The sequence below is a fragment of the Microbacterium sp. NPDC055442 genome, assembly GCF_053644215.1.
In genome coordinates this window covers 122,218-146,627 of record NZ_JBSHLF010000003.1, presented here as the reverse complement: position 1 = coordinate 146,627, position 24,410 = coordinate 122,218, and the positions used below count along the sequence as shown (strand labels likewise).

Genomic DNA, 24,410 nt, shown 5'->3' with positions numbered 1-24,410 from the left:
CCGCGGCTCAGCGCCGGGCGGTCGAGTCGCGCACGATGAGCTCGAACGGCAGGCGCGCGGGATCGTGGTGATCACCGGGCGCCTCGAGCTCGTCGAGGATCGCCTCTGCGGCGCGCGCCCCCTGCCCGAGCGGGAACTGGTCCACCGTCGTGAGGCGGAAGAACTCGCCGTGCTCGTGGCCGTCGATGCCGATGACCGACAGGTCGTCGGGCACGCGGCATCCGAGTTCGCGGGCGGCCAGCAACGCGCCGATCGCCATCTCGTCCGACGCGGCGAAGATCGCCGTGGGTCGCTCGCCGGGCCGCTCGAGCAGGTGCCTGGCCGCGCGGAAGCCGCCCTCGATCGTGAAGTCCGCCGGCTCGTAGAGAGCGGCGCGGGTGGGGATGCCGGCATCTGAGAGCGCCTGCTCGAACCCGAGGCGGCGACGGGTGGGGATGTGGAAGTCGATGTCGAACTCGGGGCTGGCGCCGATGTGCGCGATGTCGCGGTGGCCGAGCGCGATCAGGTGCTCGGTCGCGAGTCGCGCGACCGAGACGTCGTCGACCGTGAGGGTCGTCAGGCGCGGGTTGGGTCCGCCGATCGCGATGACGGGGAGCCCCAGTTCGGCCAGCCGGTCGGTCTCGGCCTGATCGAGCTCGAGCGCGATCGCGATGACACCGTCGACGCGCCGTCGCCGCAGGAACGTCTCGAAGATCTCATGGCGTTCGCCGCGGTCGGCCGTGAGGGAGTAGAGCGTGATGTCGTAGCCGCGGCGCATGAGCGCGGAGGCGATGCCGCTGAGCACCGTCGAGAAGAACCAGCGGTCGAGGAACGGCACGAGCACGCCGATGTTGCGGGTGCGGCCCGAGGCGAGGCTCGACGCCGACGACGAGACGACGTAGCCGAGGCTCTTCGCCGCCGTCTCGACGCGCAGACGGGTCGCGGCCGACACGTGACCGCGACCGCTCAGGGCGCGCGACACGGTCGCCGTCGAGACACCCGCCGCACGGGCGACCTCACTGATGCCGACCACGTCGTCGCTCTCTTCCGCCAGGTTCAGTCGTCGAGGAGCCAGACCGCCGTGTCGGCGGGCAGCATGCCATCCGACACGTCACCGCTCGCGACGACGACGATACCCTCCGGCATCGGGATCGGACGAGCCGCGACGTTGGCGATGACCGTGACATTCCCGTTGCGGAATGCGACGACGCCGTCGTCGAACCCGTCGAGCCACAGGAGCGAGCCCGCACCGAGTCCGTGCGCGGCGCGGGCCGCCAGCAGTTCGCGGTACAGCGACAGGGTCGACTCGGGATCCGAGACCTGCACATCGCGGGCGAGCGCGGCCCATTCGGCCGGCTGCGGCAGCCACGAGGCGCCGGAGTCGCTGAAGCCGTAGGACGGGCCGTCCGCCGTCCACGGGATCGGCACGCGGCATCCGTCACGGCCGTAGCGTTCGCCGTTCGTGCGGAACCAGGTCGGGTCCTGGCGTGCGTCTGCGGGGATGTCGATGACCTCGGGCAGGCCGAGCTCTTCGCCCTGGTACACATAGGCGGAGCCGGGCAGGGCGAGCATGAGCGTCGTGGCGGCGCGCGCACGGCGCAGGCCCACCTCGGCGATCGGCTTGCCGGGCGAGTCCGGGCCGATGCCGTGCCCCTGCGGGTTGTCGGCCGTCAGGGCGAGTCGCGACGCGTGCCGCACGACGTCATGGTTCGACAGGACCCACGTGCTCGGAGCCCCGACGGCGCCGTACGCCTCGAGCGACCGCGTGATGACGTCGTGCAGCGCGGCGGCATCCCAGCCGGTCTCGAGGTAGGCGAAGTTGAACGCCTGGTGCATCTCGTCGGGACGCACCCACAGGGCGGTCTTCTCGGGCGTCGACAGCCAAGCCTCGGCGCACAGCGCGCGATCGCCGTCGTACTCCGCGAACAGCTCATGCCAGTCCCGGTATATCTCGTGGACGCCCTCCTGGCCCCAGTACGGCACCTCTTCGGCTTCGCCGCCCATCGAGCCCGCCGCGGGGTCGGGCGTGTAGTCCGGCAGACCGTCGGCCTTGACCAGTCCGTGCGCGACGTCGACGCGGAATCCGTCGACACCGCGGTCGAGCCAGAAGCGCAGGATGCGGCGGAACTCGGCGCGGACCTCATCGTTCGACCAGTCGAAATCGGGCTGCGACGAGTCGAACAGGTGCAGGTACCACTGTCCGGGCGTGCCGTCGGCCTCGACGATGCGCGTCCAGGCGGGACCGCCGAAGACCGACTCCCAGTTGTTCGGTGGCAGGTCGCCGTTCTCGCCCGTGCCGTCGCGGAACATGTAGCGGGCGCGCTCGGGGCTTCCGGGGTCTGCGGCGAGGGCCTCCTGGAACCAGACGTGCTGATCCGACGAGTGGTTCGGCACGAGATCGACGATGATGCGGATGCCGCGCGCGTGCGTCGCCGCGAGCATCGTGTCGAAGTCGGCGAGGGTGCCGAACAGCGGGTCCACGTCGCAGTAGTCGGCGACGTCGTAGCCGGCGTCCTTCTGCGGGGACCGCTGGAACGGGCTCAGCCAGATCGCGTCGATGCCGAGGGTCGCAAGGTCGTCGAGCCGTGCCGTGATGCCGGGCAGGTCGCCGATCCCGTCGCCCGAGCTGTCCGAGAAGGAACGGGGGTAGATCTGATAGATCACGGCGGTGCGCCACCACTCGTTCCCCGTGGGGGAGCCGGTGAGCGCGGAGAGCTCGGTGGATTGTGTCGACGTCATCGGTCCAGGATAGTGCAAGCGCTTACATTCCCGGCAGCCCGGGTATCGTAGGCGGGTGACCGAACCCCTCGCCCGCGCCGAATCGCTCATCCGCACGATCGCGGACTACCCCGAACCGGGCGTGAAGTTCCGCGACATCACGCCGCTCCTGGCCGATGCGGCAGCCTTCCGCACCGTCATCGACGCGATGATCGATCCCTTCGAGGGGCAGTTCGACGTCGTGGCGGGTATCGAGGCGCGCGGGTTCCTGCTCGCGGGCGCGGTCGCGACGGCGGCGGGGGTGGGTCTCGTGCCGATCCGCAAGGCGGGCAAGCTGCCTCGGCCGGCGGCATCCGTCTCGTACTCGCTCGAGTACGGCACCGCGACGATCGAAGCCCACGACGACATCGCCCCCGGAACGCGCGTGCTGCTGGTCGACGACGTGCTGGCCACGGGCGGCACCCTCCGGGCCGCGCACGAGCTCGTTCCCACGCTCGGCGGCGTCGTCGTCGCGACGAGCGTGCTCATGGAGCTCACGGCGCTCGGCGGCCGTGCCCTCGTGCCCGACACGCACGCGGTCTTCACCGCCTGAGCTCCGGTGCGGATCACGACGTTAGCTCAGGTGCGGATCACGACGTTCAACGGCTCCTCGCCCGCACGCATCCGCTCGATCTGAGCGCGCAGCAGCGCCGTCATGCGCGGGCGCATGGCCGCTGACGCGCCGCCGACGTGCGGCACGATGAGCGCTCCCGGCAGTGACCACAGCGGGTGGTCGGCGGGAAGCGGCTCGGGGTCGGTCACGTCGAGGGCAGCACGCAGGCGCCCGCTCGCGACCTCGGCGACGAGCGCGTCGGTGTCGACGAGCGATCCGCGCCCGACGTTGACGACGAGCGCGCTGTCGGGCAGTGCGGCGAGGAAGGCCGCGTCGACCATGCGGCGCGTCGCGTCCCCGCCGGGCAGGGTGAGGATCACGATCTCGGTGTCGCGCAGCAGCGCGGGCAGCTCGTCGATGCCGTGCACGGCGACGCCGCTCTCGTCGCGCGCCCGCGAGGCGACGACCGTCAGCGCGGTCTCGAAGGGTGCCAGGCGTGCCGCGACGGCCTTGCCCACGCCGCCGTAGCCGAGCAGCAGCACGCGGCGGTCGGCGAGGCTCCCCGTCTCTTCGGGTGCCCATCGGTGCGCGTCCTGCGCGCGCACGAACTGCGGCAGGCTGCGCTGCGAGGCGAGCGTGAGGGCGAGGGCGAGCTCGGCCGTGGATGCCTCGTGCACGGATGCCGCATTGGCGAAGACGAGTCCCGCGGGCAGAAGCCGCGCGAAGCCGTCGTATCCGATCGACTCCCCCTGCACGAGCCCGACCGAGACGCCGTGCAGCCGGTCGAGCACGCGCGTCGTGGACATGTACGGCGGCATGACGATGTCGAGATGCGCGCGGGGCGCCGCATCTTCCATCGACCACACGACGATCTCGACGTCGTCGGGAAGGTCACGCAGATCGTCGGCGAACTCCTGCGTGGGGACACTGATGACGAGGGGGCGGCTCACCGCTCCACGATATCGAGGCGCCGGATGCCGGGGGTCAGGCGGCTGCGCCGACGACGGCGGCGACCGCCGAGGTGAAGAACGGCAGGCCGTCGACGCCCGACCGCATCGCGGCGGGGGTGTTCGGGCCGAAGCCCTCTTCGACGGCGTGCTCGGGGTGCGGCATGAGACCCACGACGTTGCCGCGCTCGTTCGCGATGCCGGCGATGTCGCGCAGCGACCCGTTCGGGTTCACGCCGACATAGCGGAACGCGACGAGGCCTTCGCCCTCGAGGCGGTCCAGCTCGGACTCCGAGGCGATGTAGCCGCCGTCGGCGTTCTTGAGCGGGATCGTGATCTCCTGGCCGGCCGTGAAGTCGCTCGTCCACGCCGTGTCGGCGTTCTCGACCCGCAGGCGCTGGTCGCGGCGGATGAACTGCTGGTGCGCATTGCGGATGAGGCCGCCGGGCAGCAGGTGCGCCTCGACGAGCATCTGGAAGCCGTTGCAGATGCCGAGGATCGGCATGCCCTTCGCCGCGGCATCCGACACTTCGGTCATGATCGGCGCGAGGGCCGCGATCGCGCCGGCGCGCAGGTAGTCGCCGTAGCTGAAGCCTCCGGGCAGCACGAGCGCGTCGACGCCGTCGAGATCGTGCGAGCCGTGCCAGAGGGCGACGGGTTCGGCGCCGGCGACGCGGATCGCGCGCTGCGCGTCGCGATCGTCGAGCGAGCCGGGGAAGGTGATGACGCCGATGCGGACGGTCATTCGACGACCTCGATGCCGACGACGTCTTCGATGACGGAGTTCGAGAGGATCTCGTCGGCGATGCGGCGGGCCGTCGCGAGGGTGGCCTCGTCGACCTCGCCCTCGACGGTGAGCTCGAAGCGCTTGCCGATGCGGACGCCCGTGATGGCGTCGACGCCGAGACGGCTCAGTGCACCCGACACCGCCTTCCCCTGCGGGTCCAGCAGCTCGGCCTTGGGCATGACGTCGACGACGATGGTGGGCATGACGGGGCTCCGGAATGTCGCGGGCGGGGGGACCCTGACAGTCTACGGCCGCCCGCCCTCCCGCCCCCGCTCCTGACCGCGAGACTGCAACGGCGGGTCGAGACAGCGGGTGAACCCCACGGTTTCGGCGCCCCGATGCAGTCTCGCGGTCAAGGAGATCGGGGTCTTGCGCTCGTGGGAGCGCTCCCGTAGTGTGGGCGCCACTTCGGTGGGACCGCTCCCACGAACGACCGGACGCCGCACCGCGACCGATCCTGCACGTAGCATCAACCGACCTGACAACACATAGGAGTGACAGTGAACACTCGAGCCATCCGCAAGGGCGCCGTGGCCGTGGCCGCCCTCTCTGCGACCGCCATGGTCCTCGCCGGCTGTTCCGGTGGCGGGGACTCGCCCGACCCCGGGGCCGACGGCGACGTGACCCTCACGCTCTCGACCTTCAACGACATGGGCTACACCGACGAACTCCTGGCCGAGTTCACCGAAGAGACCGGCATCAAGGTCGTGCACAACAAGGCCGCGACCTCGAACGACGCCCGCGCGAACTTCTTCCAGAAGCTCGGCAAGTCCGGCCTCGGCGATGTCGAAGCCGTCGAGATCGACTGGTTCACCGAGATGATGCAGTACTCCGACCTCGTCGCGCCCGTCCCCGACGACCTGAGGGGCCGCTGGCTCGACTGGAAGGAAGCCGCCGCGACCGACGCCGACGGCAACCTCGTCGCGTACGGCACCGACATCGGACCGCAGGCCGTCTGCTACCGCGGCGACCTGTTCGAAGCGGCCGGCCTGCCCAGCGACCGCGAAGCCGTCGCCGAGCTCTTCCCCACGTGGGACGCCTTCTTCGAGGTCGGCGCCGACTACGTCGCCCAGACCGGCACGCCGTTCATCGATTCGGCCAACTCCGTGCTGCAGGGCCTGGTGAACCAGCTCGAGTTCGCGTACGAAGAGCCCGACGGCGCCATCATCGCCGCCGAGAACCCCGAGATCCGCGCCGCCTACGAGACCGTCGTCGACCAGGCGATCCCGATCTCGGCCTTCCCCGGCCAGTGGAGCGACGACTGGTACGCGGCCATGGCCGGCGGCGAGTTCGCCGCCATGCTCTGCCCGCCGTGGATGCACGGCATCATCGCGGGCGAAGCGCCCGAGGTCACGGGCTGGGATGTCGCCGACGCCTTCCCCGAGGGCGGTGGCAACTGGGGCGGTTCGTACCTCGTCGTCCCGGCCAACGGCGCCAACGTCGAGGCGGCGCAGCAGCTCGCCGACTGGCTGACCGCACCCGAGACGCAGATCAAGGCGTTCGTGAACGCGGGCACCTTCCCGAGCCAGCTCGAGGCGCAGACGAGCACCGACCTGACCGGCTACGTCAACGAGTACTTCAATGACGCGCCGACCGGCGAGATCGGCATCGAGCGCGCCAACGCGATCACCGTGTCGACCTACAAGGGGCCGAAGTACTTCCAGTTCCACGACGCGCTGCAGAACGCCGTCACCCGCGTCTTCGACGGTCTCGAAGACAAGGAGAAGGCCTGGGACACGTGGCTCACCGAGATATCGGCATTCTGACCCGGTCGCTGACCGATTGACCGGCGGGGGCGGATGCCACCACGCGGCATCCGCCCCCGCTTCTGCCCCTCCGACGACGACGACGAAGGACGATTGTGACCGCGACGGATACCACCGGAACGAGGGCCGCCGCCCCCGCTCCGGCGAGGCCACCCCGAGTGATCTCGTTCTCCCATCGGCTGAGCCGCTGGGACCTGAAGATCTCGCCCTACCTGTACATCTCGCCGTTCTTCATCATGTTCGCGATCGTCGGGCTGTTCCCGATCGCCTACACCGCCGTCATCTCGTTCATGGACTGGGATCTCGTGCGCAACTCCGGCGAGTTCGTCGGGTTCGACCAGTACGTCTGGATCCTCACGCAGCCGCACTTCTGGACGGCGATGCGCAACACGTTCAGCATCTTCCTGCTGTCCTCGATCCCGCAGCTCATCCTCGCCGTCTTCATCGCGGCCGTGCTCGATCGCAACATCCGCGCGAAGACGTTCTGGCGCATGAGCGTGCTTGTGCCTTTCGTCGTCGCCCCCGTCGCCGTCGGCCTCATCTTCAACGCGATCTTCGCCGACCAGTCGGGCCTGGCGAACTCGTGGCTCGGCACGATCGGCATCTCGGCGATCCCGTGGCACGTCGATCCGTTCTGGAGCCACGTCGCGATCGCGACGATGGTCAACTACCGCTGGACCGGCTACAACGCTCTCATCCTGCTCGCGGCGATGCAGGCCGTGAACCGCGACTACTACGAGGCGGCCACCGTCGACGGTGCCGGTCCGATCCGCCAGTTCTTCAGCATCACGCTCCCCTCGCTCAAGCCGACCCTCATCTTCGTCATCATCACGTCGACGATCGGGGGGCTGCAGATCTTCGACGAACCGCGCGTGTTCGACCAGTTCGGTCGCGGCGGAGCGGGTCAGCAGTGGCTCACGGTCACCCTGTATCTCTATGACATCGGCTGGGGGCAGTGGAACTTCGGCCGCGCGGCGGCGATGGCGTGGATCCTGTTCCTCGTCATCCTGCTCATCGGACTCGTGAACCTGCTCGTCACGCGCACCCTGCTGCGCGATGAGGGGCTGCGCTCCGAACTCACCAAACGACAACTGCGCGAACGCGCGCGAGAAGCGAAGAAGAACGTGGGGGCCCGGTCATGAGCACTCTCGGCACACCCACCCCGCTCGCCGTCGTGGAAGAGGGCATCCCGAACGCCCGCAGGCGACGCCGCGGCGCGAAGACGACGCGCATCCGCGGAGCGCGGCCGGGCTTCTGGGCGTACGCGACGCTCGGGGTCGTGTTCCTCTCGGCGATCTTCCCGCTCTACTGGTCGTTCATCATCGGCTCGGGCGACGCGACGACGCTGCGTCAGCCGTTCCCGTGGATCCCGGGCGGCAACTTCATCGACAACGCCATCTCGGTCGTCACCAATCCGGCCGTGAACTTCTGGGGCGCCCTGTGGAACTCCATCTACAGCTCGTTCCTCATCGCCGCTGCCGTCGTGATCACCTCGACCCTCGCCGGGTGGGCGTTCGCGAAGCTGCGGTTCCACGGCGGTGCGGGCCTGCTCGTCTTCGTCGTCGCGACGATGGCCGTGCCGCAGCAGCTCGGCGTCGTGCCGCTGTACATCCTGTTCTCCGAGCTCGGCTGGACGGGTGAGATCGGCGCGATCATCATCCCCGCCCTCACGAGCGCCTTCGGCGTGTTCTGGATGACGCAGTACCTGCGCCAGGCCGTGCCGAACGAGCTCATCGAGGCCGCGCGCGTCGACGGCGCGACGATGTTCCGCACATTCCTCACGGTGGGTCTGCCCGCCGCGCGCCCGGCCGCCGCGATGCTGTTCCTCTTCACCTTCGTCGGTGCGTGGAACAACTTCTTCTGGCCGTTCATCGTGCTCGACCGCCAGAACCCGACCCTGCCCGTGGCGCTGTCGCTCCTGCAGTCCAACTACTTCGTCGACTACTCCGTCGTGCTCGCCGGCGTCGTGCTCGCCACCATCCCGCTCCTGCTGCTGTTCATCTTCGCGGGCAAGCAGCTCGTGAGCGGCATCATGGCCGGCGCCGTGAAGGGATAGCCCACCGTGACCACCGCAGAAAGATTGGATCCCGTTCGCATGACCGCGTCCGCGTCTCGCCCGTTCCCGACGGACTTCTTGTTCGGAGCGGCCACCGCTGCTTACCAGATCGAGGGCGCCGCCTTCGAAGACGGCCGCCAGGCCTCGATCTGGGACACCTTCAGCCGAGTCCCCGGCGCCGTCGTCGACGCCGACAACGGCGACGTGGCGTGCGACCACTACCACCGGTACGCCGACGACGTGGCGCTCATGCAGCGCATGGGCTTGCAGACCTACCGGTTCTCGACGTCGTGGGCCCGCGTCGCCCCCGACGGTGCCACCTTCAACCCGAAGGGCCTCGATTTCTATTCGCGCCTCGTCGATGAGCTGCTCGGCGCCGGCATCCTGCCCTGGCTGACGCTCTATCACTGGGATCTGCCGCAGGCGCTGCAGGACCGCGGCGGCTGGGCCGCACGCGAGACGAGCGAGCGGTTCGTCGACTACGCGCTCGCGATGCACGACACGCTCGGCGACCGGGTCGGGGTGTGGACGACCCTCAACGAACCGTGGTGCTCGTCGTTCCTGTCGTACACGGCGGGTGCCCACGCGCCCGGGCACCGCAGCGTCGAAGAGGGACTGCTCGCCTCCCACCACCTGCTGCTCGGACACGGGCTCGCCCTTCGCGAGCTGCGCGCCCGCGACGCATCGCTCGACCTCGGCATCACGCTCAATCTCACGGTGGCGGATGCCGCTGACCCGGCCGACGCCCGTGACGTCGATGCCGCCCGTCGCATCGACGGGCAGTTCAACCGGTGGTTCCTCGACCCGATCTACCGCGGGGCGTACCCCGCCGACGTCGTCGAGGACATCCGCGCCGTCGACGCGGAGGCCGTCGCCGCGTTCGAGACAGCCGTGCGCCCCGGAGACCTCGAGGCGATCTCGAGCCCCTTCGACACGCTGGGCGTGAACTACTACCACGGCGAACTCGTGGGCGGCACGGCGGGGTCGGTGGCGGTGCCGTCCGGCAATCCCGACATCGACCGGCCCACGGCCTCCCCCTTCCCGTCGCACGACGGCATCCACTGGCATGAGCGCGCTCTGCCGCGCACGGCACAGAACTGGGAGGTCCAGCCCGAAGGGCTCACGCGCCTGCTCACCCGGGTGTGGGAGGAGTACGCGAAGGATGCCGGCACGGTGCTCTACGTGACCGAGAACGGCGCGGCCTACGACGACGAACCCGTGCGCGAGGGCGCGGCCCTGCGCGTCGCCGACGTCGAGCGCACCGAGTTCGTGCGCTCCCACCTCGCGGCGGTCCTCGATGCCGTGGATGCCGGCGCCGACGTGCGCGGCTTCTTCTACTGGTCGCTGCTGGACAACTTCGAGTGGGCGTGGGGCTACGACAAGCGGTTCGGCATCGTGCACGTCGACTACGACACGCAGGAGCGCACCATCAAGGACAGCGGCCGCGAGTACATGCGCATCATCGCCGCGCGGGCGCTGGATGCGGCGCCGGTGGCCGCGGCATCCTGATCATCGAGGAGAATCAACGGATGAGCACGGAAGCGATGCGCGGCTCGGTCACGATCGAAGAGGTCGCCGCCGCGGCGGGGGTCTCGCGGTCGACCGTGTCGCGCGTCGTGAACGGCTCGACGGCGGTGAGTCCTGAAGCACTGGATGCCGTCACCCGAGCGATCGCCGAGCTCAACTACGTGCCCAACCGGGCCGCGCGTTCACTCGCGAGCAGGCAGACGCACGCCGTCGCCCTCATCGTCCCCGAGGACACGACACGCTTCTTCGGCGACCCGTTCTTCGCCGCGATCGTGTCGGGCATCAACGCGCGACTGAGTCGTTCGGATTTCGTGCTCAACCTCTTCATCGCCAGCGACGACCCCGGCGACAAGACGACGAGCTACGTGCGCAGCGGCGCGGTGGACGGCGCCATCATCGTCTCGCACCACACGAGCGACACATTCATCGACCGCATCGCGTCGGCCGTGCCCGTCGTGTACGGCGGTCGCCCGGCGCGGGAGCGTGACCGCGACTACTACGTCGACGTCGACAACACGTCGGGGGCGCGCATCGCGACGGAGCATCTCATCGACGCCGGTCGGCGCCGGATCGCGACGATCACGGGACCGCGCACGATGCCGGCGGGGATCGACCGGCTCGACGGGTTCCTCGCGGCGCTCGCCCGTCGCGGCCTCGATCCCGTCGCCGTCGAGGACGGCAACTTCACCGCCGACGGGGGCGCGGCGGCGATGCGGCGCATCCTGTCCGCGGGTTCTGCGCCCGACGCGGTGTTCATCGCGAGCGACCTGATGGCGCGGGGCGCGCTGAGCGTGCTCGGGGCTGCCGGGCTGCGCGTGCCCGAAGACATCGCGATCGTCGGGTTCGACGATTCGCCCGTCGCGACCTCGGTCGTGCCGCAGCTCACGACGATGCGTCAGCCGTCGTTCGCGCAGGGGGAGCAGATGGCCGGCATCCTGCTCGATCTGCTCGCGGGCCGGCAGCCGCAGCACGTCACGATCCTCGAGACCGACCTCATCATCCGCGACTCCGTCTGACCTGCGGGCGCTTCAGGAGCGGGCGGGCTCCGGGGCCGTCGCGTGCAGCGCGTTGTTCCAGGGGTCGTCGAAGCTCAGCGTGCGGCCATCGTCGCGCGTCGCGACACCCGCGAACGCGAGTCGCTCCCCGAGCTCGCCCAGGGCGTCGCCGTGGGGAAGCGCCAGATCCACGCGTCCGAGGCCGAGTGCCGGCATCCGCGGACCCGCGCCGCGCGAGTTCCAGACGTTCATCGCCATGTGGTGGTGGTACCCGCCGGCGCTGACGAACAGCGCCTGGTTGCCCATCTGCGTCGTGACGTCGAACCCGAGCGCGTCGACGTAGAACGCGCGCGCCGTCGCGACATCGCCCACCGAGAGGTGCACGTGACCGATCGTCGCCGCCTGCGCGCCGGTCGAGCCGAGGGCGGCCTGCTCGGTGAGGTGCTGCTCGAGGAACGCGTTCGGATCGAGGTGCAGCGTCGCCATCTCGACCTCACCGTGCACCCACGACCACTCGCTGCGGTCGCGGTCCCAGTAGAGCTCGATGCCGTTGCCCTCGGGGTCGGTCATATAGAACGCCTGGCTGACGAGGTGGTCGGCGGAGCCGGTGAACGTGCCGGGGGCGTGCCGCGCGACGCTGTACAGCGCCGCCGCGAGGGCCTCCTGCGTCTCGAAGAGGATCGCCGTGTGGAACAGGCCCGCCGATCCCGGCGCCGCGTGGCGCAGTGCGGGGTCCCGGCGCAGCACGACGAGGGGCAGCCCGGCGCGACCGAGCGTCGCCGTCTCACCCTCGGTCGCGAGCAGCTCGAGCGTCACGACGTCGCGGTAGTACGCCGTCATCGCGTCGAGGTCGCCCACCATGAGGGTGACGGGTCCCATGGCCGTGTCCGAGGCAAGTCGTGGTGCATTCATGTGCATAGACAACCCGCATCCCCCCGTTCTCATTCCCCGCGCCCGCAATGACCGCGAGACTGCATCGGGAGGCCGAAACAGCGGGTGGAACCCACGGTCTCGCCTTCCCGTTGCAGTCTCGCGGGTGAGGGGGCGCGTGTCGAGAGCGTCAGCGGACGGGGGCGTCCTCGGGGTCGCCGCCGAGCGGGCCGACGGCCGGGATCGGGCCGCCGTCGTCGGCGCCGGTCTTGCGCCAGCGCGCGATCGCGTTGCCCAGGTGGTAGATCAGCAGCGCCGCGGCGGCACCGACCACGATCGCGCCGAGCTGGAAGTCGCCCCACTCCATCGTGAAGCCCGCGATCGCGATGACGAGCGCGACGGCACCGGTGTACTGGTTGACGGGGCGCGAGAAGTCGACGCGGTTGTCGACCCAGATCTTGATGCCGATGATGCCGATCAGGCCGTACAGCGCGGTCGTCACGCCGCCCAACACGCCGGCGGGGATCGAGTTGAACAGCGCCCCGACCTTCGGCGACATCGCGAGCAGGATCGCCACGACACCGGCGACCCAGTAGGCGGCCGTCGAGTACACGCGCGTCGCAGCCATGACGCCGATGTTCTCGCCGTACGTCGTCGTGCCCGATCCGCCGAAGAAGCCCGCGAGCGTCGTCGCGGCACCGTCGGCGATGAGCGCACGACCCGTGTGCTTGTTGACCGCCGGGGTGGTCATCGTGGCGACACCGCGCACGTGTCCGACGTTCTCGGCGATGAGCACGAGCACGACGGGCAGGAACATCGCGATGGCGCTCCATGTGCCCGGTGAGGCGAAGTCGGCGATGTGGAACTCCGGCAGACCGATCCACGCGGCTTCCTCGAGCGCCGAGAAGTCGACTTCGCCGAAGATGAGCGCCGCGACGTAGCCGACGATGACGCCGAGGAAGATCGAGATCCGCCCGAGGAACCCGCGGAACAGCACGCTGAACAGGATGACCGCGACGAGCGTGATGGTCGCCGTGCCCGGCTGCAGCTGGAAGTTCGACCACGCGACGGGGGCCAGGTTGAACCCGATGAGCGCGACGATCGCGCCCGCGACGACGGGCGGCATGAACCGATCGACCCACCCCAGGCCCGCGAACTGCACGATGAACCCGACGACCGCCAGCAGCACGCCGACGGCGACGATGCCCGCGAGCGCGGACCCCATCCCGGCCGTCGCGGTCGCCGCCGTGACCGGCGCGATGAAGGCGAACGACGAGCCCAGGTAGCTGGGCAGCTTGTTCTTCGTGATGATCAGGAACAGCAGCGTGCCGATTCCCGAGAACAGCAGTGTCGTCGGCACCGGGAAGCCGGTCAAGACGGGCACGAGGAACGTCGCCCCGAACATCGCGACGACGTGCTGCGCCCCGATCGCGATCGTCGCGGGCCAGTTCAGTCGCTCGTCGGGGGCGACGACCTTTCCGGGTTCGACGTTCCGGCCGTTGCCGTGCAGTTTCCACAGGGCCATGGGGCGCTCCTTGCGCTCGATTCGATTTTGCTCGCCTCACCTTAGCGAGCACGGCGCGGCGAGATCGGCAACCGCGCACGAGTTCGAAAGGCTGGTGGATGCCGCAGGCCTCTGCCCGCGGCATCCGAGATGTGTGACGGAGTCGATCTTGACCGAACCAGTCCCGCCCGGCACGCCGCCGGTCCCGCCGATTCCCGCCCCCGGACCCGTGGACGGCGCGGCCCTTCAGCTGAACGGACTGCACAAGCGGTTCGGCGAGAAGGTCGCCGTCGAGGGGATCACCCTCACGGTGCCGACCGGTTCGTTCTATGGCCTCGTCGGCCCCAACGGCGCGGGCAAGACCACGACCCTCTCGATGGCGACGGGCCTGCTCGTTCCCGATGCCGGGCAGGCGCTCGTGCACGGCGTCGACGTGTGGCGCGAGCCCGTGCGGGCGAAGGCGATGCTCGGCAACCTCGCCGACGGCGTCAAGCTCTTCGACCGGCTCACCGGCGAGCAGCTCGTCACCTACAACGGTCTGCTCTTCGGCCTGCCGCACGACGAGGTCGCGCGGCGCACGCACGACCTCCTCGCCCTCATGGACATGACGGATGCCGCCGGCACGATGGTCGTGGATTACTCGGCCGGCATGACCAAGAAGATCGCGCTGGCGTGCGCGCTCGTGCATGCGCCGCGACTGCTCGTGCTCGACGAGCCGTTCGAGTCGGTCGACCCGGTCTCGGCAGCCAACATCCAGGACATCCTCACCGGCTACGTGCGCTCGGGCGGCACGGTCATCGTCTCGAGCCACTCGATGGACCTCGTGCAGCGCACGTGCGACCACGTCGCGATCATCGCCGCCGGGCGTTTGCTCGTCGCCGGCACGGTCGACGAAGTGCGCGCCGGACAGTCGCTGCAGGACCGCTTCGTCGACCTCGTCGGCGGCCGTCGCCACACGGAAGGGCCCGAATGGTTGCGACACTCCTGAAGCTGCGCTTCCGGGTTCTCGGCAACCAGCTCGCCCGCAGTCCGTGGCAGCTCGTCGGGTTCATCTTCGGCGCGCTGTACGGCCTGGGGGTGCTGCTCGGTGCGATCGTCGGCCTGGTCGTGCTCGGGTTCGGACCGCTCGACCTCGCAACGAGCGTCATCGTCGGGGCGGGATCGCTCGTGACGCTCGGGTGGGTGCTGGGACCGCTCATCGTGTTCGGCGTCGACGCGACGCTCGACCCCGAACGGCTCGTCGTCTTTCCGATGTCGCTGCGGCGGATGATGGTCGCGCTGACGCTGGCCGGAGTGTGCGGCATCCCGGGGATCGTGACCTCGGTCGCCGCGCTCGGCACGTTCGCGACGTGGATCCACTGGCCCCTCGCGCTCGCCGCCGCCGTCGTGTGCGTGCCGCTGGCCGTGCTGACCGCCGTCGTCGCGTCGCGTGCGGTCGCCTCGCTCGCGTCGGGCCTGGGCGGCAGGCGCCGGCTGCGTGAGGCGTCGGGTGTGCTCGTCCTCGTTCCGCTCATGCTCGCCGGGCCGATCGTCGCGGGCGTCGCGACGGGGTTCGCGCTCAACGTCGACACGCTGCTCGTCGCGATCCGCGTACTGGGGTGGACCCCTGTCGGAGCGGCCTGGGCCGTGCCCGGCGATGTCGCGGCAGGGGACTGGCTCGCCGCCGCCGTGAAGCTCGTCATCGCTCTCGCGACGCTCGGCCTGCTGTGGGCGCTGTGGCGCTGGTCGCTCGCATCGGCTCTCGCCAACCCGCGCTCGTCGTCTGCCGCGCCTACCGCCGCGGGCAGGATCGGCCTGTTCGGACGCGTGCCGACGGGCCCTGCCGGAGCCGTCTTCGCGCGATCGCTCACCTACTGGCTGCGCGATCCGCGCTACCTGCGTCAGCTCATCGTCGTGCCGCTCGTGCCCGTGCTGCTGTGGTTCTATCTGCGTGACGGCGACGTGGCGAACGGTCTGAGCTTCGCGGCGCCCCTCATCGCGCTCGTCATCGGCATCGTCGTGTACGCGGACATCTCGTACGACGGCACGGCGTTCGGTACCGAGCTCGCCTCGGGCGTCAGCGGCCGCGCAGACCGTGCGGGGCGCATCCTCGCGGCCGCCGTCGTCGCCGTGCCGCTCGTGCTCCTCGCGGCCGTGCTGCCGTTCGTCTTCTCGGGCAACTGGGCGCAGCTGCCGGGGATCCTCGGAATGTCGCTCGGGATCCTCCTGACCGGGTACGGCGTGTGCGCCGTGACGAGCGCGCAGATCGTCGTTCCGGTCGCCGGCTCGGGGGACAACCCCTTCAAGAAGGTGCCCGGCACGACTTTCCTGCAGAGTCTCGTCTTCTTCGGGGTCTGGCTCGTGTCGATCGTGCTCGCGGCCCCGGCGATCGTCGTCGGGCTCATCGGGTTCTTCACGGACAGCGCGCTGCTCAGCTGGATCGCGGGCGTCGTGGGTGTCGTGCTCGGGGCGGTGTTCGTGGTCGTCGGCGTTCTGATCGGCGGGCGGATCCTCGACCGATCCGGCCCGGTGCTGCTCTCGCGGCTGAAGGCGATGAAGAACGCGTGACTCAGGCGCCGGTGAGGCGCTCGAGCAGTTCGCGATAGCGGGCGGACGTGCGCTCGGCGATCTCGGCGGGAAGCGCGGGGGGCTCACCCGTCTTGCCCTCCCCACGCCCACTCGACGCATCGCTTGCGCGCTGCGCCGAGCCTCCGGGCGCGTGGGCCCAGTTCGCGGCGAGCCAGTCGCGCACGATCTGCTTGTCGAAGCTCGCCATGCGCTCGGCCGGAGTCGCGCCGTTGGCCCACGCCGCGGCATCCCAGTACCGAGACGAGTCGCTCGTGAGCACCTCGTCGGCGAGGGTCATGACGCCGTCACCGTCGAGGCCGAACTCGAACTTCGTGTCGGCGAGGATGAGCCCGCGCTCCTCGGCCGTGCGCGCGGCGCGTTCGTAGATCTCGAGTGACAGGTCGCGCAGCAGTTCGGCGCGCTCGTTGCCGACGAGCTGGACGGTCTGCTCGAACGAGATGTTCTCGTCGTGCTCGCCCAGCGGCGCCTTGTAGGCGGGGGTGAAGATGGGTGCGGGCAGACGGTCGCCGTTGGACAGGCCGTCGGGCAGGCGGATGCCGCAGACCGTGCCGCTTTCGACGTACTCGGCCCAGCCCGACCCGGTCAGGTAGCCGCGCACGACGCATTCGATCGGCTGCATGTCGAGGTTCTTGACGATCATGGACCGGCCGGCGACGGCCTCGGGGATGAGGTCGAGCGCCGTGTCATCGGCAGCGAGCACATGGGACGCCGCGAGATGATTCGGGATGCTACGACCCCCGTCGGCCCCGGCGAGCATGTCGAACCACCACAGGCTGAGGGTCGTGAGCAGCACCCCCTTGTCAGGGATGCCGGGCGAGAGCACGTGGTCGAACGCGCTGACGCGATCGCTCGCGACCACCAGCATTCGCCCCTCGGACGCCGTCGGCGAGTCGGGTTCGTACAGGTCGCGCACCTTGCCCGAGTACACGTGGTGCCAGCCGGGCAGATCGAGGGGCTTCGTCACGCGCCCATTATCCCGGACGCGGTGCAACGGCCAGACCCGGATGCCACGGAGTCAGAGGGATCCCAAGCGTGCTCGGCCGGCGAACGCGATGCCTGGACCGGGTCGATCAAACCTCCAGCAACCCCGTTGGATGTCTGCCTCCGCTTGGGCAACATGGCTCTCAAGGAGAGCCAGCGGGGTCGAGTCGTATCGTCCCAGGTGAACCCGGTGGTCACCAAGTCTAGCTAAGTCCGACTAACCTGGATAAGGTGGAGCGCATGGCGCAGGTGAACATTCACGAAGCGAAGTCGCAGCTGTCGGCGTTGATCGTGCGCGTGCTCGCGGGGGAGGAGATCACGATCGCTCGAGCCGGCACCCCTGTCGTCGACATCGTTCCGCATCGCGAGGTCCGCATCGTCTTCGGGCTCGGCGCCAGCGAGGCCGAGCACGACCCGCAGCTGTTCGACGGGATCGACGCCGAGATCTCCGACATGTTCTACCGGGTCGACGCGTGATCCTGCTCGATACCAACGCGTTGCTCTGGCTCTACCGCGACAGCGCTGACCTCGGCCCGCAGAGCCGCAGCCGGATCGCGACGGCCCCGCGGGTGCACTACTCCTCGGCGACGGTCATGGAGATCACGATCAAGCACATGCTGGGTCGGCTTCCTCCGCCCGGCGGGGAGAGCTTTCCTGGCGTCTTCGCCAAGTCCGGACTCACCGAGCTGCCGTTCACCGCCGACCACGCGGCGGCGATGGCGCGGTTCCCCGCGCTGGCGCGTCACGACCCCTTCGATCGGATGCTGCTCGCCCAGGCATCGAGCGAGTCGTTCGAGCTGCTGACGTCCGACGCGGTGCTGCTCGGGCTGGGTGCGTCGTGGATCCACGACGCACGGCGCTGAGTCGCGGCATCCCTCAGCCGAGACCCCCAGGCTCAGCGTTCGACGACGCGGGCGGCGATGTCGGTGCGGTGCTGACCGCCCTCGAGGGCGATCTCGCCGAGCGCCCGGTAGGCGCGGTCGCGGGCCTCGGCGAACGACGTTCCCACCCCGACGACGTTGAGCACGCGCCCACCCGTCGCGGCGAGAGCGCCGTCGCGCTCGGCGGTCGCGGCGTGCGCGAGGTGCACCCCGTCGACGGCGGCCGCCGCGTCGAGGCCGGTCAGCCTGCGACCGGTCACGGGTGCCTGCGGGTAGCCCTCGCTCGCGAGCACGACGGTCACCGCGACCTCGTCGGCGAATGCCGGTCGTGGCTGATCCTCGAGATGACCGGATGCCGCGGCCAGCAGCAGCTCCGAGAGCGGGTCGACCAGGCGCGGCAGCACGACCTGGGTCTCGGGGTCGCCGAAGCGCGCGTTGAACTCGATGACCTTGACGCCCTGCTCGGTCAGGATGAGTCCGGCGTAGAGCAGGCCGATGAAGGGGGTGCCCTCGGCATCGAGCTGGTGGATGACGGGCTCGGCGACCTGGGCCGTGACGAGGTCGACGAATGCCTCTTCGCTGCCGAAACCGTCGGCGAGCCAGGGCAGTGGGGAGTACGCGCCCATGCCGCCCGTGTTGGGCCCGGTGTCGCCGTCGCCGAGGCGCTTGAAGTCCTGCGCGGGGCTCAGCGGCAGCACGTGGTCGCCGTCGCTCAGGAAGAACAGCGACACTTCGGGGCCCGCGAGGAACTCCTCGACGAGCACGGCGCCGTCGGCGAGATACGCATCCGCGTGAGCGAGGGCTGCGTCGCGGTCCGACGTCACGATGACGCCCTTGCCGGCGGCGAGCCCGTCGGCCTTCACGACGTGCGGAGCACCGTACAGATCGAGCGCGGTCTCGACCTCGGCGCGCGTGCGCGCACGGGTCGCGCCGCCGGTCGGCACTCCCGCCGCTTCCATGACCCGCTTCGCGAACGACTTCGACCCTTCGAGCTGTGCGGCCGCCTTGCCGGGGCCGAACACGGGGATGCCGCGCTCGCGCAGCGCGTCGGCGACCCCCGCGATGAGCGGGGCCTCGGGGCCGATCACGACGAGGTCGATCGCGTTCTCGTTCGCGAACGACGTGACGGCAGCGGGGTCGTTGGCGTCGAGGTCGGCGATCGACGCGTCGCGCGCGATGCCGGCGTTGCCGGGGGCGGCGAAGATCTCGTGCGAGGCCTCCTCCGAACGCAGCGCGAGGATGATGGCGTGCTCGCGCGCGCCCGAACCGAGGACCAGGACTCTCACGCGCCCAGCCTACCGAGGCCCGCCGGGACGGGTCGTGTGCACAACTCCTCACGTACCAGGGCCGACGCGGCGTTCGAGGGCCTGGGCGCGCGTTCTTGAGGAGTTGTGCACGGCGTAGCGTGGAGCCATGGCCCGCAAGATCTCGACCGACGACGGCCGTGCCGCGCTCGCGTCTGTCCGCGCCGCCGACAGCCCCGCCCGCACCGATCTCGCCACGGCCGTGCGCTATCTGCTGCAGCTGCTCGCCGAGAAGGCGCCCGGCCACACCGTCGAGGTGCGCGTGCCGCCGTTCGGTGCCGTGCAGGTGCTCGAGGGGCCGCGGCACACGCGGGGCACTCCGCCGAACGTCGTCGAGACCGACCCGGCGACCTGGATCGCGGTCGCCCTCGGCGACGAGCTGTGGTCGGATGCCGCGACCGCGGGCCGCATCGTCGCCTCCGGCACGCGCGCCGATGTCTCCGACCTCCTGCCGTTGCGGCCCTGACGGGCGCACCGACTCCACACCGACGGGCACCGACCACACCTCGACAGGCACCGGCTCCGGTCCGACCGCGCACCGGCCCGGACCGGCTCGATCGACCGCCCCGTCAGCGCCGTGGCATGACGACGGGCGTGCCCGTCACCGGATGCCGGAACACGTCCACCGGCTGCGCGTAGACCTCTTCGATGCGCTCCGCCGTGAGGACCTCGGCGGGATCCCCGGATGCGACGACAGACCCCGCCGACAGCAGCGTCACGCGATCAGCGGACGACAGCGCCGCGTTGAGGTCGTGCAACACGACGGCGACGGCGGCTCCCTCACGCGCCCGGCGCCGCGCGACGGCGAGCACGTCCTCCTGGTGCTTGAGGTCCAAAGCCGCGGTCGGTTCGTCCAGCAGCAGGATGCCGGTGCGCTGGGCGAGCACGCGCGCCAGAGCGACGCGGGCGCGCTCTCCTCCCGAGAGCGACGGCATCGTGCGGGCGACGAGCTGCGTGATGTCGGTGTCCTGCAGGGCGCGGCGGATCGCGTCGTCGTCCTCGTCCTCGTGGGGCGTGCGCGCCCACGGCGCCCGCCCCATCTCGACGACCTCGGCGACGGTGAACGGGAAGGTCACGGTGTTCTGCTGCAGCAGAACACCGCGCAGCCGTGCGAGCTCGCGCCCCGGGTACTCCCGCAGGGGCCGCCCGTCGAGCAGGGCCTCGCCGTGCGTCGCCGTCGTGTCCCCGGCGATGACGCCGAACAGGGTCGATTTGCCGGCTCCGTTGGGGCCGACGAGGGCGTGCACTTCACCGTCGTGCACTTCGACCGACGCGTCCGAAAGGATCGCGCGGCGCGACCCGTCGGGGATGACGGTGACGGAGCGGGCTTCGAGGCGGACGGTCATCCCCAGCCCCCTGCCCGGCGGCGCGTGCGCACGAGCAGCCAGAGGAAGAACGGGCCGCCGACGAGCGAGGTGAGCATGCCGATCGGCAGGTCGGCGAGGGGCACGGCGGTGCGCGCGATGAGGTCGGCGATCGCGATGAGCAGCGCTCCTCCGATCGCGCTGGTGATGACCAGCGGCAGGTGCGCGGGTCCGATCGCCATGCGCATGAGGTGCGGGATGACGAGCCCGACGAACGCGATGATCCCGGCGAAGGCGACCGCGGCGCACACGAGCAGGGCGACCGTCACGATCACGACGATGCGCAGCAGTTCGACCCGCACCCCGAGGTGACGCGCGGTGCGCTCGCCCAATGCGAACAGGTCGAGCCGGCGCGCGACGACGAGGGCCGCGATCGTGCCGATGAGAAGCAGCGGCGCGACGAGTGCGATGTTCTGCCACAGGGCGCCGTTGAGGCTGCCCAACTGCCAGAACACGATCTGCTCGCGCGTCGCGTTCGTGCCGAGGAAGGTCATGAAGGCCAGCCCCGCCCCCGCGATCGCGTTGACGGCGATGCCCGTGAGCAGCAGCGTGACGACCTCGGTGCGTCCCCCCGACCGGCTCACGAAGTACACCGCGAAGACGGCGGCGAGCCCGCCGACGAACGCGAGGCCGGGTGTCGACCAGCCGCCCAGCGCCGTGACGCCGAACGTGATGCTCGCCGCAGCCCCGAGAGCGGCTCCCGACGAGACGCCGACGACGGCCGCGTCGGCGAGCGGGTTGCCGAAGATCGCCTGCATGAGCACGCCCGAGACGGCCAGGGCAGCGCCGACCAGAAGGCCCAGCACGACCCGCGGCATCCGGATGTCCATCACGACGCCGCTGGCCGTCGGCGCGTCAGGCGCGAGCCCGGTGTCTATTCCGATGGCCTGCAGCAGGATGCCGAGCACTTCGGCCGGCGGCAGCGGATACTGGCCGATGCCGAGCGACACGAGCGCGGTCGCGACGAGCGCGACGGACATCACGATCGTCAGCACGACGAAGCGCGGCGTACGATCCCGGGTCGGTGTCGGGACGACGACTTCGCTCGTCATGCGCCCGGGCCGGACGCGGCGGGGGGCGCGTAGAGCGCTCGCGCGAGCGCGCGGACGATGTCGGGAGAGCGGGGCCCGTAGCTGAGGATCGCGGTGTCGGCCATGTCGATGACACGACGGTTGGCCCCGGCGGGAGTCTGCCCCACGGCGGGGATCACCTCGATGAGTCCGTCGACACCGCCCACCGACGACAGGCCGTCGGTCATCATGACGATGACATCGGGCTGCGCCGCCACGAGCGCCTCGGCCGTCATGGGCTTCATGCCCTCCCAGCCGATCTCACCGGCGACGTCGATGCCGCCGACCGCCTCGATGAGCGAATCCGCACCCGAGTCGCGACCGAAGATGTAGTAGATGTTCGCATTGCCGCGGGCATAGAGGAACAGCATCCGGACACGATCGGATGCCGCGGCCGGAGCGACGTCGGTCGCTTCTGCCCGGGCGTCCGCGATCTCGGTCTCGAGCTGCGTGCGGAACGCGTCGCCGCGCTGATCGACGCCGAGCGCGTGGGCGATCTCGTCGACGAGGTCACCCACGGTCTCGAGGTTGTGCTCGGACGAGATGACGACGACGGCGATGCCCACGTCGCGCAGCTGCTGGCGCACCTCCTTCGGGCCGATCGAGGTGTCGGTCAGCACGACGGTGGGGGCGATCTCGAGAATCGCCTCGGCGTTGAGGGTGTGGCCCGACTTCGTCACGACGGGCAGCTCCTCGGTGCCCGGAAAGTCGGTCGACGTGTCGCGGCCGACGACGTTGTCGCCGAGCCCGAGGGCGAACACGGTCGCTGCGATCGTGCCCGAGATGTCGACGGGAAGGATTCGGGACACATCGGTCACCTCGACCTCGCGGCCTTCGGCATCGGTCAGCGTCACCGGGAGCGCGGGAGCAGAAGTGTCGGCGACGGGCTCGATGGCGAGCGAGGGGATGCACGCCGTCGAGGGCCCTTCGACCGCGCGCGGCTCGGTGACAGGCTCGAGATCGCTCAGGGCGACGACGGCGTCGGGACAGTTCGCATCGACCGGTTCGGGCGAGGTTGCGCCTGCGGCCGAGCATCCGCTCAGCAGCAGTGCAGCCGCGGCCACCAGGGCGAGGAGACGGGTGCGATGCATGAGGTAAGCCTTACTTAAACTTGACGGAGGCCAGAGGGCTGCCTTACGGTCGACTCAAGTTTAGGTAAGCCACACCTAATTGCCGAATCCCCACCCGTATGCACAGACGCACCGGCCGCGCTGCGCGCGCGTCGGCAGAGCCGGAGACACCGTGTCCTCACAGCCCGTCCTCGATCGCGGCAAGACCGTGATCGCGACGCTTCTCGCCCTCTTCCTCGTGATCGCCGGTGCGATCAGCGCCCCGGCCGCCTTCGCCGCCGGCCCCGCGCTCTCCGCCGACGCGGCGCCCCGCGAGGGGGGCACGGTCACCGTGACGGGTTCCGGATTCGCCGGCGCTGCGCCGGGCGTGTACATCGGCGTCGGGCCCGTCGGCCTGCCGGGGTTCTACCCGGGCAGCGCGCAGATCACCGATGTGGTCTGGGTCGGCGTCGGGAATGTCGACGGCGCGGGCGGCGGGCAGCGCACGGCGCCGATGACGGCCGACGGGTCCTTCCAGGTGCAGTTGACCGTGCCCGCGCACGCCGAGGGCGCGCAGTACGCCGTCTACGCGTCGAAGGCGCACGGGCAGGGTATGACCGATCCGAGCCAGAACGCGACGCTCGCCCTCGATTGGCAGCCGCTCCCGGATCCCGAGCCGACCCCGGATCCCGAGCCGACCCCGGACCCCGAGCCGACACCGGATCCCGAGCCGACCGACCCCACAGACCCGACCGATCCGGCCGACCCCGCCCCGGTCCCTTCCGTGTCGGTGTCGAAGACGTCGGCTCTCAATCCTGCCGGTGAGACGGTGACGGTCACGGGTACCGGGTTCGTTCCGGATGCGCCGGGCACGACGGGCACGCGTCCGCCGCTGGCGGGTACCTTCGCCGGCGCGTATGCCGTGTTCGGCGCGTTCGCTGATGCGTGGCGTCCGTCCGAGTCGGCGCCCGCGTCCGCGCGCACCGTCTTCGAGCAGCGCTGGGGTGTGGCTGCGGCCGACTTCGGTGGCGCGGTCAACGCCGGCAACGGCGGGTTCGTGATCGCGGCGGACGGTTCGTTCGAGATCGAGCTGACGGTCGCCGAGGCCGATGATCTGGTTTCGGGCAACTACGGCATCTACACGTACTCGGGTTCCGGGGCCAAACACGCCCCGTTCGAGACCTACACGCCGATCGCCTTCGCCGAGCCCGCACCTTCCGTGTCGGTGTCGAAGACGTCTGCTCTCGATCCTGCCGGTGAGACGGTGACGGTCACGGGTGCCGGGTTCGTTCCAGATGCGCCGGGCACGACGGGCACGCGTCCGCCGCTGGCGGGTACGTTCGCCGGCGCGTATGTCGTGTTCGGCGCGTTCGCTGATGCGTGGCGTCCGTCCGAGTCGGCGCCCGCGTCCGCGCGCACCGTCTTCGAGCAGCGCTGGGGTGTGGCTGCGGC

The 24,410-nt window shown here is 70.3% G+C and carries 23 protein-coding genes and 1 pseudogene; 12 read left to right on the top strand and 12 right to left on the bottom strand.

Annotated elements, in window-relative coordinates:
- Positions 1–7 precede the first annotated feature (7 nt).
- Entirely contained in the window at positions 8–1,012 is a 1,005-nt protein-coding gene (locus tag ACWIBS_RS07915; RefSeq protein ID WP_376130288.1) for a LacI family DNA-binding transcriptional regulator, read from the bottom strand.
- 23 nt (positions 1,013–1,035) lie between these two features.
- Positions 1,036–2,718, bottom strand: a complete 1,683-nt coding sequence (locus tag ACWIBS_RS07910) for a glycoside hydrolase family 13 protein (RefSeq protein ID WP_376130291.1) — start codon at positions 2,716–2,718, stop codon at positions 1,036–1,038.
- Positions 2,719–2,773: 55 nt separating this feature from the next.
- Here ACWIBS_RS07910 and ACWIBS_RS07905 point away from each other — a divergent pair, with 55 nt between their 5' ends.
- Entirely contained in the window at positions 2,774–3,289 is a 516-nt protein-coding gene (locus ACWIBS_RS07905) for an adenine phosphoribosyltransferase (protein WP_376130294.1), read from the top strand.
- Positions 3,290–3,315: 26 nt separating this feature from the next.
- Here ACWIBS_RS07905 and ACWIBS_RS07900 read toward each other — a convergent pair whose 3' ends face one another.
- The 3 genes from ACWIBS_RS07900 to purS are packed head-to-tail and all read right to left on the bottom strand — an operon-like array spanning position 3,316 to position 5,226.
- Positions 3,316–4,239 (bottom strand): 2-hydroxyacid dehydrogenase, encoded by a 924-nt coding sequence (locus ACWIBS_RS07900; RefSeq protein ID WP_376130297.1) that lies wholly within the window; start codon positions 4,237–4,239, stop codon positions 3,316–3,318.
- Positions 4,240–4,273: 34 nt separating this feature from the next.
- Positions 4,274–4,981 carry a phosphoribosylformylglycinamidine synthase subunit PurQ gene (purQ, locus tag ACWIBS_RS07895; protein WP_376130300.1) on the bottom strand — a complete coding sequence of 236 codons (708 nt, stop codon included), beginning with the start codon at positions 4,979–4,981 and terminating at the stop codon, positions 4,274–4,276.
- Complete coding sequence (gene purS, locus ACWIBS_RS07890; protein WP_376130302.1) at positions 4,978–5,226, bottom strand: phosphoribosylformylglycinamidine synthase subunit PurS; 249 nt, start codon at positions 5,224–5,226, stop codon at positions 4,978–4,980. Before purS ends, purQ begins: the two co-directional genes overlap by 4 nt.
- A gap of 297 nt (positions 5,227–5,523) precedes the next feature.
- Between purS and ACWIBS_RS07885 the strand changes: the two genes are divergently transcribed.
- The 5 genes from ACWIBS_RS07885 to ACWIBS_RS07865 all read left to right on the top strand — a co-directional run bounded on the left by ACWIBS_RS07885 (position 5,524) and on the right by ACWIBS_RS07865 (position 11,388).
- Positions 5,524–6,789, top strand: a complete 1,266-nt coding sequence (locus ACWIBS_RS07885) for an ABC transporter substrate-binding protein (RefSeq protein WP_376130305.1) — start codon at positions 5,524–5,526, stop codon at positions 6,787–6,789.
- A 95-nt stretch (positions 6,790–6,884) separates the two neighbouring features.
- Positions 6,885–7,931 carry a carbohydrate ABC transporter permease gene (locus ACWIBS_RS07880; protein WP_376130724.1) on the top strand — a complete coding sequence of 349 codons (1,047 nt, stop codon included), beginning with the start codon at positions 6,885–6,887 and terminating at the stop codon, positions 7,929–7,931.
- Positions 7,928–8,845 carry a carbohydrate ABC transporter permease gene (locus ACWIBS_RS07875; protein ID WP_376130721.1) on the top strand — a complete coding sequence of 306 codons (918 nt, stop codon included), beginning with the start codon at positions 7,928–7,930 and terminating at the stop codon, positions 8,843–8,845. The genes ACWIBS_RS07880 and ACWIBS_RS07875 overlap by 4 nt, the downstream gene beginning before the upstream one ends.
- A gap of 39 nt (positions 8,846–8,884) precedes the next feature.
- Positions 8,885–10,354 carry a GH1 family beta-glucosidase gene (locus tag ACWIBS_RS07870; protein WP_376130718.1) on the top strand — a complete coding sequence of 490 codons (1,470 nt, stop codon included), beginning with the start codon at positions 8,885–8,887 and terminating at the stop codon, positions 10,352–10,354.
- Positions 10,355–10,374: 20 nt separating this feature from the next.
- Positions 10,375–11,388, top strand: coding sequence for a LacI family DNA-binding transcriptional regulator (locus ACWIBS_RS07865; RefSeq protein WP_376130716.1), 1,014 nt, complete (start codon positions 10,375–10,377; stop codon positions 11,386–11,388).
- Positions 11,389–11,400: 12 nt separating this feature from the next.
- On the opposite strand, the gene ACWIBS_RS07860 is transcribed toward ACWIBS_RS07865, so the two are convergent.
- Together ACWIBS_RS07860 and ACWIBS_RS07855 are read right to left on the bottom strand one after the other, a co-directional pair.
- Positions 11,401–12,246 carry a VOC family protein gene (locus ACWIBS_RS07860; RefSeq protein WP_376130713.1) on the bottom strand — a complete coding sequence of 282 codons (846 nt, stop codon included), beginning with the start codon at positions 12,244–12,246 and terminating at the stop codon, positions 11,401–11,403.
- A gap of 181 nt (positions 12,247–12,427) precedes the next feature.
- Entirely contained in the window at positions 12,428–13,762 is a 1,335-nt protein-coding gene (locus ACWIBS_RS07855) for a uracil-xanthine permease family protein (protein ID WP_376130710.1), read from the bottom strand.
- Positions 13,763–13,910: 148 nt separating this feature from the next.
- On the opposite strand from ACWIBS_RS07855, the gene ACWIBS_RS07850 reads away from it, so the two are divergent.
- Positions 13,911–14,729, top strand: a complete 819-nt coding sequence (locus tag ACWIBS_RS07850; RefSeq protein WP_376130707.1) for an ABC transporter ATP-binding protein — start codon at positions 13,911–13,913, stop codon at positions 14,727–14,729.
- Positions 14,711–16,288 (top strand): hypothetical protein, encoded by a 1,578-nt coding sequence (locus tag ACWIBS_RS07845; protein ID WP_376130704.1) that lies wholly within the window; start codon positions 14,711–14,713, stop codon positions 16,286–16,288. The genes ACWIBS_RS07850 and ACWIBS_RS07845 overlap by 19 nt, the downstream gene beginning before the upstream one ends.
- 1 nt (position 16,289) lies before the next feature.
- Here ACWIBS_RS07845 and ACWIBS_RS07840 read toward each other — a convergent pair whose 3' ends face one another.
- Positions 16,290–17,273 (bottom strand): phosphoribosylaminoimidazolesuccinocarboxamide synthase, encoded by a 984-nt coding sequence (locus tag ACWIBS_RS07840; RefSeq protein WP_376130701.1) that lies wholly within the window; start codon positions 17,271–17,273, stop codon positions 16,290–16,292.
- Positions 17,274–17,530: 257 nt separating this feature from the next.
- Between ACWIBS_RS07840 and ACWIBS_RS07835 the strand changes: the two genes are divergently transcribed.
- Together ACWIBS_RS07835 and ACWIBS_RS07830 are read left to right on the top strand one after the other, a co-directional pair.
- The gene (locus ACWIBS_RS07835; RefSeq protein ID WP_376130698.1) at positions 17,531–17,767 is read left to right on the top strand and encodes a type II toxin-antitoxin system Phd/YefM family antitoxin; all 237 of its coding nucleotides are present in this window, start codon (positions 17,531–17,533) and stop codon (positions 17,765–17,767) included.
- Positions 17,764–18,153, top strand: coding sequence for a type II toxin-antitoxin system VapC family toxin (locus tag ACWIBS_RS07830; RefSeq protein WP_376130695.1), 390 nt, complete (start codon positions 17,764–17,766; stop codon positions 18,151–18,153). Before ACWIBS_RS07835 ends, ACWIBS_RS07830 begins: the two co-directional genes overlap by 4 nt.
- Before the next feature lie 32 nt (positions 18,154–18,185).
- Here the strand turns inward: ACWIBS_RS07830 and purD are convergent, their stop codons facing one another.
- Positions 18,186–19,457 carry a phosphoribosylamine--glycine ligase gene (gene purD, locus ACWIBS_RS07825; RefSeq protein ID WP_376130692.1) on the bottom strand — a complete coding sequence of 424 codons (1,272 nt, stop codon included), beginning with the start codon at positions 19,455–19,457 and terminating at the stop codon, positions 18,186–18,188.
- A 127-nt stretch (positions 19,458–19,584) separates the two neighbouring features.
- Between purD and ACWIBS_RS07820 the strand changes: the two genes are divergently transcribed.
- Positions 19,585–19,941, top strand: coding sequence for a sterol carrier family protein (locus tag ACWIBS_RS07820; protein WP_376130689.1), 357 nt, complete (start codon positions 19,585–19,587; stop codon positions 19,939–19,941).
- Positions 19,942–20,044: 103 nt separating this feature from the next.
- On the opposite strand, the gene ACWIBS_RS07815 is transcribed toward ACWIBS_RS07820, so the two are convergent.
- Genes ACWIBS_RS07815 through ACWIBS_RS07805 form a run of 3 tightly spaced genes read right to left on the bottom strand, consistent with a single transcriptional unit; the run spans position 20,045 to position 23,000 of the window.
- Complete coding sequence (locus ACWIBS_RS07815; RefSeq protein ID WP_376130686.1) at positions 20,045–20,821, bottom strand: heme ABC transporter ATP-binding protein; 777 nt, start codon at positions 20,819–20,821, stop codon at positions 20,045–20,047.
- Positions 20,818–21,891, bottom strand: a complete 1,074-nt coding sequence (locus ACWIBS_RS07810; protein ID WP_376130683.1) for a FecCD family ABC transporter permease — start codon at positions 21,889–21,891, stop codon at positions 20,818–20,820. The genes ACWIBS_RS07815 and ACWIBS_RS07810 overlap by 4 nt, the downstream gene beginning before the upstream one ends.
- Positions 21,888–23,000 (bottom strand): heme/hemin ABC transporter substrate-binding protein, encoded by a 1,113-nt coding sequence (locus ACWIBS_RS07805; protein WP_376130680.1) that lies wholly within the window; start codon positions 22,998–23,000, stop codon positions 21,888–21,890. The genes ACWIBS_RS07810 and ACWIBS_RS07805 overlap by 4 nt, the downstream gene beginning before the upstream one ends.
- Before the next feature lie 151 nt (positions 23,001–23,151).
- On the opposite strand from ACWIBS_RS07805, the pseudogene ACWIBS_RS07800 reads away from it, so the two are divergent.
- Positions 23,152–24,410: pseudogene (locus ACWIBS_RS07800) on the top strand (hypothetical protein); the annotation flags it as partial.